Source organism: Pseudarthrobacter leeuwenhoeki (genome assembly GCF_055412885.1).
Window position 1 is genome coordinate 50,316 of sequence record NZ_JBVAYY010000014.1, and the last position, 13,315, is coordinate 63,630.

The 13,315-nt window shown below is 65.0% G+C and carries 8 protein-coding genes; 1 reads left to right on the top strand and 7 read right to left on the bottom strand.

The genetic code is table 11. The features are described 5' to 3' along the window. Positions 1 to 12: 12 nt before the first annotated feature. The 5 genes from dapA to ACZYX4_RS13720 form a co-directional block, all read right to left on the bottom strand. The gene (gene dapA / locus ACZYX4_RS13700) at positions 13 to 951 is read right to left on the bottom strand and encodes a 4-hydroxy-tetrahydrodipicolinate synthase (RefSeq protein WP_463876757.1); all 939 of its coding nucleotides are present in this window, start codon (positions 949 to 951) and stop codon (positions 13 to 15) included. Next, positions 948 to 4,952, bottom strand: coding sequence for a Pls/PosA family non-ribosomal peptide synthetase (locus ACZYX4_RS13705; RefSeq protein ID WP_463876759.1), 4,005 nt, complete (start codon positions 4,950 to 4,952; stop codon positions 948 to 950). Before ACZYX4_RS13705 ends, dapA begins: the two co-directional genes overlap by 4 nt. An 812-nt stretch (positions 4,953 to 5,764) precedes the next feature. Then, on the bottom strand, positions 5,765 to 7,138 hold the full coding sequence (locus tag ACZYX4_RS13710; protein WP_463876761.1) for a DUF4082 domain-containing protein: 1,374 nt from the start codon (positions 7,136 to 7,138) through the stop codon (positions 5,765 to 5,767). Positions 7,139 to 7,443: 305 nt separating this feature from the next. After that, the gene (locus ACZYX4_RS13715; protein WP_463876763.1) at positions 7,444 to 7,569 is read right to left on the bottom strand and encodes a hypothetical protein; all 126 of its coding nucleotides are present in this window, start codon (positions 7,567 to 7,569) and stop codon (positions 7,444 to 7,446) included. 392 nt (positions 7,570 to 7,961) lie between these two features. Further along, complete coding sequence (locus ACZYX4_RS13720; RefSeq protein ID WP_463876765.1) at positions 7,962 to 8,924, bottom strand: aminodeoxychorismate lyase; 963 nt, start codon at positions 8,922 to 8,924, stop codon at positions 7,962 to 7,964. Positions 8,925 to 9,017: 93 nt separating this feature from the next. On the opposite strand from ACZYX4_RS13720, the gene cls reads away from it, so the two are divergent. After that, positions 9,018 to 10,493 carry a cardiolipin synthase gene (gene cls / locus ACZYX4_RS13725; RefSeq protein WP_463876767.1) on the top strand — a complete coding sequence of 492 codons (1,476 nt, stop codon included), beginning with the start codon at positions 9,018 to 9,020 and terminating at the stop codon, positions 10,491 to 10,493. A 45-nt stretch (positions 10,494 to 10,538) separates the two neighbouring features. Here cls and pabB read toward each other — a convergent pair whose 3' ends face one another. Further along, positions 10,539 to 12,602 (bottom strand): aminodeoxychorismate synthase component I, encoded by a 2,064-nt coding sequence (pabB, locus tag ACZYX4_RS13730; protein WP_463876769.1) that lies wholly within the window; start codon positions 12,600 to 12,602, stop codon positions 10,539 to 10,541. 64 nt (positions 12,603 to 12,666) lie between these two features. Continuing rightward, on the bottom strand, positions 12,667 to 13,290 hold the full coding sequence (locus ACZYX4_RS13735) for a LysE family transporter (RefSeq protein ID WP_463876771.1): 624 nt from the start codon (positions 13,288 to 13,290) through the stop codon (positions 12,667 to 12,669). Positions 13,291 to 13,315 lie beyond the last annotated feature (25 nt).

A 13,315-nucleotide genomic window follows, 5' to 3' on the forward strand; every position in this document is an offset into this window, starting at 1 on the left:
TTCCTAGGCGGGTCATACGGGTTGTGAGGATGGAACCCTCGCGGATGCCATATCCAGCATCAGGACTTGGGTCTCTTCATCAGTGAGACCGACCATCGGCAGCCGCACCGGACCGCCAGGAAGGCCCTGGCAGGCCAGTGCTGCTTTGACAGAAGCGGCGGCGGGGGCACGAAACATCCCTCGGTAGACCGGCAGCAGCTCACGGTGAATTTCAAGTGCCTCTGCGACTCGTCCCTGCGTGTAGCACTCAAGGAGGTCGCGCAATCGGTTGCCCACGACGTGGCCCACCACGGAAACGAATCCCGCGGCGCCGATGGAAAGCAACGGCAGGTTCAGCGCGTCGTCCCCCGAGTAGTAGGCAAGGTTCGTTCGCTCCATCACCCAGGCGGACGACTCCAAGTCGCCTTTGGCGTCCTTGACCGCAAGGATACGGGGATGCTCGGCAGCCGCAACGAAAGTATCTGGCTCGATCGCGACCCCCGTCCGCTTCGGGATGTCGTAAAGCATCACCGGAAGTGGGGTGCTGTCAGCAATGGCCATGAAGTGTTCGAGGATTCCCCGCTGTGAGGGGCGCGAATAATACGGCGCGACCACCAGCAGGCCATCCGCTCCCTGCGATGCGGCGGCGATTGCCATGGCAACGCTGTGGCGGGTGTCGCCTGCACCGACGCCGGCGATAACTTTCGTGCCCGTGTCCTGGACCGCCTGCGTCACGCACTGGACCATCGACACCTTTTCGCCGTCCGAAGTGGCCACCGATTCTCCGGTGGTGCCGTTGACCACGATGCCGTCATTCCATCCGGGCTGCGCCAACCACTTCGCCAGTGTTGAGGCCCCGGCATTGTCGAGCGCTCCGAGATTGTCGAACGGTGTGACCATTGCGGTAATAACGGATCCAAATGCACCGAGCGCGGCAGCCGAATTGTTCGCCCTGTGATCGATGTAGGTCATTTTTTCAACACTCCCTGGTTCTTGCCTGACGGACCGTGGTCTGGCGTTTCCTCTGAAAAATCATTGATACCTTGCGCCCGGTGGCGCTGGCGGAGAGGGGCTTCGTTTGGCGACCAGTGACGGATGGGGTTCCCGGCCCAGTGGGTGCCTGCCGGAACGACCTCCGAACGCATCACCAGCGACGCCGCACCAACAGTGGAGCCGTCCATGATGGTGCTGCCCGGCAACACAATGCTGTTCGGGCCCAGGGTGGAATCCGCGCCGAGCTGTATCCGGTCCATCCGCATGATGCGATCGTGGAACAGGTGTGTCTGCAGCACTGTTCCGCGGTTGACGCTGACGCCATTTCCCAGGGAGATCAGGTCGAACTCCGGCAGCCACCAGGTCTCACACCACACACCGCGGCCAACTTTGGTGCCCATCAAACGCATCCACCAGTTCAGCATGGGTGTGCCGAGGCTCATCCGGACAAGACCGGGTACCGCCAGCGATTCGGAGAATACATCGGCGAGTTCGTTCCGCCAGACGAAGGAGGTCCAAAGCGGGTACTCGGTAACTTCAAAGCGCCCCACCAGGGCCCATTTCGCAGCCAGAGCGACAAGACAAGCCACGATGCCGCTGCCCAACAGCACCGGCCCGGACCACAGTGCGGTAACGGCCAGTCCGTTTTGATCGTAGATCTGACTGAGGACCCAGACCGTTATTAAGGCGAGCCAGGCCGTGAGGACAGCAGGAAGAATCCTGCACACTTCGACTGCTCCGCGGGCAACTAACAGATGCGTGGCGGGGTTGTAGGTCCGGGAGGAATCACCCTGGTCCACCGGCCGGGGAAGTTCCACGGCTGGACGCCCGAACCATGAAGAGTCCGCCGGCATGTCTTTCGGTGCAGAGGACAGAACGGCCAGCAGCGAGTTGTCGGGAACATGGTGGTCTGGCCCCACTATCGCGGAGTTGCCCACAAAGGATTTTTCTCCCACGCTTGCGGCACCGAGGTGGATCCAGCCTTTGCGGATACGTCGTGAGGCCACCATGGAGTGGTCCGCGAGGAAGGACCGGTCGGCGAAGTGCGTCAGGTGCGGCAGGGTTTCCACGGTCGAGACTTCCACATGTTTGCCCACCCGGGCGCCAATCATCCGCATCCACACGGGGGTGAACAGACTGGCATAGATGGGGTAGGCGGCAATGAGTGATTTCGTCAGCAACGCTTCGGTCAACCAGGCCGCCCAGGAGGCCGAACCATGCACCGAATGGAAGCCTGGTTTCATGAGAACGCTTAAGGCGCGCACCAGCGCCGCAGTCAACGTCAGATAGACAACCACGGTAATTACCAGGAACGCAGGGCTCCACCCCGCCAAGGTCCACAGGGCGTCGTCAAGGGATGTGATGCCCTGAACGGCCGTCAGTGCCAGCAGGCCGCCCGGGATAACAGACACCAGGGGTAGCAGGGTCATGCCGGCGAGCGAGACCGGATAAAGAAGCGAGATCCCCCGTGAGGGGCGGTGGTGACCGGCGGTGGAAGGCCAATCCATGCCGGCCGCCCCCACATACTCCATTTGTGATCCGGCCCAGAGCTGCCCGGCAGGCACCTTGCCGGTGACGGAGGTACCCGGGGCAACCTCAGCGCCGGCTCCCACGTGGGCGTCGTTCATCAGCGTGGAGCGCATTCCAACGCGTGCATCCTCGTCCACTCGGACACGGCCTACATGCAGGACGTCACCGTCAAGCCAGTGCCCGGCCAGGTCCGCTTCGTGTTCAATCGATGCGCCAGCCCCGAAAGTTGCGAGACCGGTGACGGGAGGCATGGCATCAAGATGGACGTCTTTGCCAACCTCGCATCCCAGCGCGCGGGCATACCAGGAAGCCATGGGAGTGCCCATCAGCGGTTCCAGTTTGCAGTAGTTGACTACGCGTTCGACAGCCCACAATCTCAAGTGGGTTGCGCCTCCCCGGGGGTAAATCCCGGGTCTGATCCCGATGAGCAGGAGACGCGCGGAGGCTACAGCGAAAAGAAAACGGAACGGAAAGCTGTAGAGCACAACCCACGCCAGCAATACCGGCAGGAGCGGCGGATTCGGCACCCAGGGGCTGTCCGAAACTTGGAAAACAACGATACAGACAATCAGGATGCCGGTGATGTAGCGCAGACCCGTGATGGAGTAGAGAGCAAGGATCACCGCTGACTGGATCCAGCCGATAGATGCGGGAGTGGGTGCAATGTTCCGCTGTTCCGTCTCGGAGCTGGTGCTTTCCGTCAGATGGGTTGTCAGCCCGCCGAGGGTTGGGTGATCGTAGATGTCGGCAATGGAAACGTTCGGGTAGCGGACCCGCAGCGATGAGACCAACTGGGCGGCCGCCAGACTCGCTCCCCCTTCGACGAAAAAATTGCTGTTCTCGGCCAACGGCAGCGGACCGAGCAGGTCCGTCCACTGCTGAGCCAGCCAGGCCAATTCGCCCGTAAGCTCCTTGACATGAGTGCCGGCGTAAGTCACGAGCGGCCAGGGAAGGGCTTTCCTGTCCACCTTGCCCGAGGTCTTCAGGGGAAGTTCCTCGACAATGCCCAGCGCGGGAACAAGTTGTGCCGGAAGCTTTTCTGCAAGGAGTTCCCGGCATAGTCCAAGGTCGAGGATCGAGCCCTTTGCCGGCACCAAATATCCCGCGAGCACCTTATTGCCGCTGGGGCTCATCTGGATGGCTCCGGCTGCCGCAGCCACCCCGGGCAGTTCAGCGAGAGCTTCGTCAATTTCACCCAGCTCGACCCGGCGGCCGGCCAGCTTGACCTGCTCATCCGCCCTGCCGACGAACACCAGTCCGGCCGGATCCGCGAGCACAACGTCGCCGCTGCGGTAGGCCCGGGGCCACCCGAGAGAAGGCATCGGGGCATACTTTTCGGCGTCCTTGGCCGCGTCCAGGTACCGGCCGAGCCCTACACCGCCGATGACAAGCTCGCCTTCCTCCCCCCACGCCACCGGCATTCCGGCCGCGTCGACGACGGCGAGGGCGTACCCGCACAACGGAAGCCCAATCCTCACGGGCTGCTTGCCGTCCACCAATGCCCCGCAGGCAATAACCGTTGCCTCGGTGGGGCCGTAGGTGTTCCAGACTTCGCGTGACGGGCCGGCGAGCCTGGCGACGAGATCGGCAGGGCATGCCTCGCCGCCAAAGATGAGCAGCCGGACCTTAGCCAGTGCCTCGCTCGGCCATAAGGCGGCGAGGGTGGGGACCGTCGACACGACTGTGATAGCCCGATGTGCCAGCCATGGACCAAGATCGGCGCCGGAGCGGACCACGTCCCGGGGCGCAGGAACCAGGCATGCCCCGCTCCGCCACGCCAGCCACATTTCCTCGCAGGAGGCGTCGAACGCGACAGACAATCCGGCCAGGACCCGGTCGCCAGGCCCGAGTGGGCTGCTCACACAGTAAAGTTCCGTTTCCGCATCAACCAAAGCGGCTGCCGAGCGGTGCGTGATGGCCACACCTTTCGGCTTGCCGGTGGAACCGGAGGTGAAGATGATCCAGGCATCGTCTTCACAGTGTGCTTCCGGGCTATGCCCCAGAGTGCGCACCCCGCCTATAAGGGTGAGGTCAAGGTCTTGGCCGATCACAGCGCACACACCTGCCTCAGACCAAACCGTTTCGGCCCGGTCTTCCGGTTCGTCGGCGTCAACAGGAACATAGGCAGCCCCCGCGGCGAGGACCCCGAGGATTGCAATGTAGAGATCCACGGATCCCGACGGAACACGAACGCCAACACGGTCTCCTGCGCCGATATTCGCGCTCCACAACCGACGTGCTACGTCCGCAATCCGCGCGCCAAGGGCCTCGTAGGTCAGCAACTCCATGCCGTCATCCAACGCCGGAGCAGCAGGGTACCTCGCGATTGTTTCCTGGATGATGTCCACCAGGGTCCGGGCCGCCGGCGCCTTGGTGACCGCAAAGATTGCTGCATCCGGTGCCGTGTTAGGCTCCCCGCGCAGAAGGGTGGATGCGGCAGGACCTGACATCGTTTCACGTGCCGTCATATGCTCGGCGGCCCGCACCCCAGCACTGTCGTGATGGCGACTGATTACCGCAGGTTTTGTTGGGCCTAATCCTCGATCTGCTGTTCCTGAACTTTTCGTGAAGTCCAATCAGGCTCTCCTTAAAACTGGCGAATCGTACTGGCTGGCTGCAAGGCGCGGGCAGAGTCTTTGCAGACGTCAATGACCTGCCTGAAGCTTTGGTCCTTTGGGTAAAGTCTCAGGAGGCACAGCGCCGTCGACACTAAGTAGCGGGCCAGTGGACCTCAGATTTGATGCCCACGCGCGGAATACGCCCCCCCACGACCGTCGGCGTGTGCTCCATGCCCCTACGAACTATATGGACAGCGCCAGCGGCACCCACGAGTAGTCGGTACCCGAATCTTTCCCGTGGACTACCCCCATGGGTTACTCGCCCCTCACGCGCAGAGAGGGAATGCATGCCTCACGGCGCCGCAACGCAGGCGCGGTGGAAGCCGGGCACAACGACGACGGGGCGCCGGCCAGGGCCCCGCTGCCGGCTGGCCCGAATGATCGCCCGCTCCGCTTAAACCTGTGCGTATGAATCCTGTCGGCGGGGAGCGGGACGCCGCTCAACAGCACCGGACGCTGGTTAATCCGGCCGTGGTGGGGAAAGGGCTGGTTGCCTCAGAAGCTCATCCGGTGTCCCCGCAACAGTAGACGGGGACACCGGAGCGGCACGGCGGGCCCTGCCGGCAACGTTGGTGAGTTTCCCTCTGACGCCGCACAACCCAGGGAACCAACGCCGCTTATTCAAGGTCCGGCCAGCCGTTTACTTAAGGTGCGGCCAGAGGGTAGGCCTTGGCCAGCTGTTCACTCAAGGCCTTCGGCTCGTCAAGCTCGTAATGATCGATACCTGCGGGGAAGTCGGTGCTGACGGCGAAACCGCGGTCCCGCCACTGGGCTGCGCCGGTCTGCGCGGCCTGGAAGCCGTTCCAGTCGATCGGTGAACCCGCTCCGTCATCCTGGCCCGTGTAGAAGTGCATCTTGAAGCTGTCCTTGAATCCCTGGGTGAAGGGAACTGCCGGCAACGCTTGAGTCACTGAGCCACCGCCGGAAATGAGTGCTCCACCGCCACAAAACGATTGGTGCTGTCGCTTCACGTAATACAGGCTGATGAACTCGGCGCCCCCCGAATAGCCGCTCAACCAGACCCTGTTCTTTTCGATGTTGTATTTCCCGTAGACCTGGGTGTCCAGCATCGACTGAAGGAACGGTACATTCACAGACGGGTTCTCCCACCAGGTGACAGCACCAGCCCGGTCCGGGGACTTGACCGAGATCAGGATCATATTCTGCTGTTCGGCGATGGCTGACATGGCCAGGAGCTTGCCGGCCGAGGGTCGCCCGAACTCATAGGCGCCGTCTCCGTGCAGTTGGACGACGACGCCGACGGGCTTGTTCTGGTCGATGCCGGCCGCGTAGATGTGGAACTGGCTCGTGGCGCCGCCGGGTGCCGTGAACGACTGGTTCAACCGGTCGGTGAACGCGCCTCCCGTGCCGTTGCTGGGGCAGACGGTGGCTGGTGCCGGGGCGGGGGAAGGAATGACAACAGGGTCCGGTGCCGGTGCGGTTACAGCAGGGGCGTCTGTTTGGAAGGCCACATCCACCCAGTAGTTTGCATCACCGCGGGATGAGGTGGGAAACGCGTCACCGGAGCCGTAACGGTATGAGCCGGTATTTCCCGCAACGGTGGACAGTGCCCCGTCGGCGCTGTCGATTGTGCGTCCGGTGAAGTAGCCCGCGTCCCGGGAGAAAACTCCGAGGGGGGATTTGTAGGAGACTGTGTACGTCTGGCCGACGGCCAGGGCAACAGGTGCGGGCAGCGCTGCAGTCTGCCACCCTGACGGAGATTCATTACTGAAGGTCACTGCCGCCATTTTCACGCCGGTGGAGGACCAGAGGGCGCCGGTATGGGCGCCGATATTTTTGGTGCCCTTGTAGAACTTGATGCCTGTCACGGCGCCGGGCTTGTTCGCCTTGAACTTCACGCCAAGGTTGATCGACTGTCCGTCGACGTAGTCACGAACGAGGGGCGCTTCAGTGGTCCATAGACCCGAAGTCGCGGCGGCGTCGGCCGGTATTGCCGCGGTAAGCGAGCCCGCCGCGATGGCCAAGGCTGCCAAAAGACCTGTCAGGAGTTTTCTCATGATACTTTCCGCGTCAGGGAGCTGGGATCATGGTGCAGGAGCGACGCTGAGTCACTCATGAGTCAGTTCCTGAGCCACACACTAACAGGAATAACATCAGTAACACTCGTAACGGGCGTGACGGTTCCGCCACCGGCGTGCCGGACCAGCTACCGGACGACGTTGCTCCCCGCGTCTGACGCCAGGGGATTCTTAGGCTTAGGGCGCTGCCACGCCATGAGCCGTGAAAATGGGGGCTGGCTGGCATCCCCGCCCCTGGCAGTGCCACGGGTGACGGGGGATGATGGCATCAGGCTCTCGTGTGGTCAAAGATCCCGGAGCTGGTTGAAGCACTCAACGGCAGATTCGGTGAGCACCACGCATTTATGGTCGGGGTGCACCTTGACCAGATCGACCATGTTGGTGCTGCCGTCGCCCCGGTAAGCGAGCAACCCCGGGTTGCTTTCGTACTAGGCAGAACCGCTGGCCCCGCTATTCTCCGCGTAAGACCGCCACCGTTCCTTCACCTCGTCGGACAGATCCTCCCATGGCGGTGCCGCCGGCATCCAAAGGCCTGCCAGTAATTTGAGGCGCTCCTCATACAAGGCCTTACCTGCGTCTGCAAGGTCAGTCATCATCGCGAACCCGGGCTGGTGGTTGAGGCGGAAATCCAGTCGCTGACTGCATGTTCCTTCATTGAAAATTGGCCCTCTCTTCTGAGCACAAACGATGCTGCCCTCCTGAGACCTGGGTGCCTCCCAATGATCTTATGCCCATTGCCAGCCAGAGGACCTCCGGCACCGCTGCCGGTGGAAAACCGAATTCCGGCTTCGCCCGTCGTGGGTTACTCGATCGTGGCGTACAGCTCGTTGAGCTCCGCCGTGAGCTGCAGGCGGAGCTCCGGGGTGCCGATTTCCTTGCCGTCGATGTGGTTGACGGGCGCCAGCAGCCGGATGCTGGAGATCAGCCACACGGCGTCGGCGTCGTACAGATCACGGGGCTCCAGCGGTCCGTAGCCCAGCTCCCAGCCGGCGGCCTTCGCCGCGGTGAACAAGGCGCCCTGGGAGGTGCCGGCCAGGATCCCGCTGTCGAGCTGGGGCGTAATAAGCCGCCGGACGGTGCGGACCCCGCCGGCGCCGTCGTCGGAGATCTCCAGGTGCGCCAGCAACACGGTGGAGGTCGGCCCCTCCAGGACCTGGCCGTCCGCGGAGGTGAAGATGACGTCGTCCGCGCCCTGGGCATGAGCGTAGCGGAGCGCGGCCATGTTGACGGCGTAGGAGAGTGTCTTGGCGCCGAGGAGCAGCCACGGGGCCCGTTCCCCGATGTCGCTGTCGTAGCCGCGGTCCAGCAGGATGACGTCGATGCCGGTCTGGCGCTGGCGCCTCCCGGCGGGCCCGGGGACGGAGGCCTGGACCCAGCAGACAGGCGTGGCTGCACCTTCGACGCCACGCGTCACGAGGAGCTTTACCACGAGTTCGTCGTCCTCGACGGTCCCGGCGCCCGGCAGGTGCTGGCGCCGGTACTCGCCGATCGCCGTCGCGATGGCCCGGCGCCAGGTGTCCTCCGCCGGGATGTCCAACTCCAGCAGCCGGGCCGACCCGGCCAGCCGGTCCAGGTGCGCCTGAAGCTTGCGGGGATGCCCGCCCACGACCAGCAGCGACTCGAAGACCCCGTCGCCGCGGGTTGCGCCCTGGTCTGTCGCCATCAGCTGCGGCTTGGTGGCATCGGCCAGCCGGCCGCCGTCGAACGCCGGATCCAGGAAGACCAGCACCGGGACAGGGGCGGGAGCTGCAACAGGAGAAGTCATGGCTTCAGCTTAGTGCGGCGGGCCCCGGGATAGGATTTGACGGTTGCCCGTTCCGGAACTGTTCCGCGGGTCTGGAACTTGAGGGGTTTGTCTGTGCTGTGGCCATTTTCCCTGGTGGAGACGCTCCCGTCCTGGGTGGTCCTGATCCTCACCGTTGTTGACCTCGCCATCCGGGTGCTGGCCCTCGGCATCATCCCCGGAAACCGCCGTCCCACCACGGCCATGGCCTGGCTCCTGATCATCTTTTTCGTGCCGGCTGTCGGCCTGGTCCTCTTCCTGCTCTTCGGCAACTTCCGGCTCTCCCGCAAGCGCAGGGCGCAGCAGGACACCGTGAACACCCGGGTTCGCGCCGGGGCCTCCGATCTGGCGATGATGGAAAGCCGCTACGAGGGCCCGGAATGGGTGTCCTCCGCGGCGGAACTGAACAAGACGCTGGGCTCGCTGCCGATGGTGGACGGCAACCACGTGGAGCTCCTGCCCGGCTACCCGGACTCGATCAAGGCGATGACGGCCGCCGTCCGTGAGGCCAGGGAATTCGTCAACGCCGAGTTCTACATCCTTAGCTCGGACCACGTCACGGACGAGCTGTTGACCGCGATGGAGGAGGCCGCCGAACGCGGCGTCGAAGTCCGCCTCCTCTTCGACCACCTGGGGACGCTGCGCATCAAGGGCTACAGCAGGTTGATCGCCCGGCTCAAGGCCAGCAGGATCCGCTGGCGGCCCATGCTGCCGCTGAACCCGCTGCGTGGGCAATGGCGGCGGCCGGACCTGCGCAACCACCGCAAGATCATGGTGATCGACGGCGAAATCGCCTTCACCGGGTCGCAGAACCTGATCGAGCCCTTCTACAACAACCCGCGGCACCGCAAGATCGGCCGCCAATGGGTCGAGCTGATGGCGTGCCTGAAGGGACCGATCGTCACGACGCTCAACGTCGTCTTCGCCACCGACTGGCTCAGCGAAACCGACGAATCCCTTGAGGACCAGCTCGCGCACCGGCCCGAACTGCACGCCGGGCACATCACGGCCCAGGTGGTGCCCAGCGGCCCCGGCTTCATCACCGAAAACAACCTGCGGCTCTTCAACACGCTGATCTACTCGGCGCAGCGCAAGATCTCGATCTGCAGCCCCTACTTCGTCCCCGATGATTCGCTGCTGTACGCGGTGACGACGGCGGCGCAGCGCGGCGTCGACGTCGAACTCTTCGTCTCGGAAAAGGGCGACCAGTTCCTGGTCCACCACGCCCAGCAGTCCTACTACGAGGCGCTGCTGGAGGCCGGGGTGCGGATCTACCTGTACAAGGCCCCGCTCGTACTCCATGCCAAGCACTTCACCATCGACAACGAGGTGGCCGTGCTGGGCTCCAGCAACATGGACATGCGCTCCTTCTCGCTGAACCTCGAGGTCTCGGTGATGCTCCTGGGGGAGGACATCGTGCGCCGGATCAGCGCCGTGGAGGATGACTACCGGGCGATTTCGAAAGAACTGATCCTCGAGGACTGGATGAAGCGGCCGGTGGGCGTCAAATATGTCGACAACGTGGCAAGGCTGACGGCCACCCTGCAGTAGCCGGCGTGGGAGCCGGCGTCCGCGGCAGCCACACCGCGGCTGGCGTCAGCCGGAGGGGAACTGCGCGCCAAGCGCCGAGAGGACCCCGAAGGCCTTGGCCCGGATCTCCTCGTACTCCTCCTGCGGCGAGGAATCCGCGGTAATCGCTCCGCCGATGCCGAGGCTGAGCGCGGTGCCGCCTCCGGCCCGATCGGTGAGGACGAGGGTGCGGATTGCGACCGCCAGGTCGGCCGCGCCGTTGAGCGAGAAATAGCCGATCGCGCCGGAGTACACCCCCCGGGGGGCGCCCTCGAGCCGGTCCAGGATTGCCATGGTGCTGACCTTGGGGGCGCCGGTCATGGAGCCGGCCGGGAAGCAGGCCGCGACGGCCTCGGCCCGCGGCATCCCGGGCCGAAGCCGGGCATCGATGGTGCTCACCATCTGGTGGACCGTGGCGTAGCTTTCGATGGCGCAGAGCCGGCTGACCGACACCGAACCGGGCACGGCGAAGTGGCTGAGATCGTTGCGCAGCAGGTCCACAATCATGATGTTCTCGGCGCGGTCCTTCGGGGAGGACTCCAGCTCGTGCCGCAGCAGCGCGTCCCGTGCAGGGTCAGCATCCCGGGGCCGGGTGCCCTTGATCGGCTCCGCGCGCATGCCGCCGTCGGCGGTGATGCGCAGGAAACGCTCCGGCGAGGTGCTCGCCACGGCGAGGTCCCCGAACCGCAGGCAGCTTGAGAACGGGGCGGGATTCCTCCGGCGCAGCGCCAGGTAGGCCTGCCTCGGGTCCAGGGCGGCGGCCGGCAGTTCCGCTGCCAGCGCGGTGGTCAGGCAGACCTCGTAGGTGTTGCCCTCGGCGATTTCGTGCTGGGCCTGGGTGATTTTGGCTTTGTAGGAGACTTCCGAGTCCCGCGCGGCGAAAGCCGGGCCAGGGCCGGGGGCGGACAGTTCGACGGCGCCGCTGACTCTGTCGTCCCGCCCGGATGCCGCCGCCGGCCGGGAGGATGCCTCGGTGGCGGCGCTGGCCGTCTCCAGCCAGCCGCCGGCGTCCGCGGTGTCCAGGGCCAGCAGCCACGCCGTGCCTTCCGCATGGTCCAGCACCACGGCGCGGCCGGCGAACAGCAGGTAGGCGTCGGGGGATTCGGCTGTGACATCGCTGCCGCCGGTCTCGCGTTTGAGCTCGTAGCCGAGGTAGCCCAGCCAGCCCAGGGTGAAGTCGCAGGGGTAGTCCGCCGGGGCGCGGAGGTCAGGGCGGCCCCAGACCCCGTCGAGCCAGCGGAAGAACGGACCCTCGGTCCTGACGCTGGCGTTGCCGACGCTGACGCGGGTGGTGCCCGAACTGTGCCGGACAGACTGGCCGAACGGGCCGCCGTCGTCGGCCAGGATGCTGAAGCGGCTCCGTTCCGCGGCGGCGCTGCCGTCCGGCGCGAGGGAGGAGTCGAGCCAGACGGCATTGGCTGAGCGGCCGAAAAGGGATTCGAAGAGGCGGGCCGGGTCCGGGGCGGCAACGATCCGTTCGGCGCGGAGCTGGAGGCCGCGGCGGGCGCCAAGTTCGGGAAGGAGCGCCGGGGCGAGCGCTGGAAGGTATTGGAGTGCCTGCAGCACTTCTGCGGGAGCGGCACCATCGGCAAGGTTGAGCACCCGGACATCGGCGCGGGCGGGAACGTCGTCCCCGGCCAGCCACGCCTGCTCCTGGGCGGCCCACTCGTCCCAGTAGGGTTCATAGCTTTCACCGTCGCGGGCCAGGGCCCTGCTGCGCCGGTCGTGTTCGGGTGAATCGGCCCAGACCACTGCGGCGAGGAACGGGCGGGCGGCTTCCGCAGCGGCGCCCACCCCTTCCACCAGGACGATTTCGGCGGGCTGGGTGGTGCGGGTTTCGCCGTCGTAATGCGCCGTCCAGTCCCAGCTGACCCATTCGGCCGGATCGCCGCGGTGCAGCGGGGCCAGGACGGTCGAGACGTAGCGTTCAATGCCGGCCGCGAGGCCGTTCCAGCCGGGGTAAATGTCCTCCAGATGGAAGAGGGAAACCTTGTGGTGTTCGCGGAGCCGTGCCGCCAGCTCGATCGCCAGGGTGGTCTTTCCTGCGCCGGATCGGCCGTCGATGGCGATGATGACGGGTGCGGGACTCATGAAATAGAGCGTACCGGCTGCCCTGCATCGCCGGGATGCTGCCCGGCCGGACGCCGCGCCTCCGTCAGTGGATGAGGGCCAGCAGAACGCCGACGGCCATAAACAGCACCCCGAACGTCCGGTTCAGGATCCGCTGCCCGCGGGCATCGTGCGTGAACCGCTGGAAGGACTTGGCCGCGGCGGCGAAGAAGAACCACATGACGAGGATGTCGATCACGATCACGGTGGCGGTCAAGGCCAGGTACTGCGGCAGGAGCGGCTGCTCCGGGCGGATGAACTGTGGCATGAACGCCAGGAAGAACACGATCGCCTTGGGGTTCAGCAGGTTGACCCAGAGGCCACGGCGGAACATCGAGAGGGCCGGCTCGTTGCGCAGCGCGGCCGCCTTCTCCTGGTCCAGATCGGGCCTGTGCCGGAACTGCTGGATGCCCAGGTAGACAAGGTAGGCGGCGCCGGCATAGCGGATCACGTTGAAGGCGACGGGTGAGCTGGCCACCAGCACCCCGACGCCGAGGGCCACGATCACGATGTGCACCACCAGCGCGGCCTGCTGGCCAAGGATGCCCCAGATGGAACGCCGGAAGCCGGAGTTCAGGGAATTGCTCATGGTGTTAATGGCGCCCGCGCCGGGCGTGAAGCTGATCAGGACGCCGGCGCCCGCCAGGGCCAGCCACAGGGAGGGTTGCACTGATTCAGTGTACGGCCGCGATGGC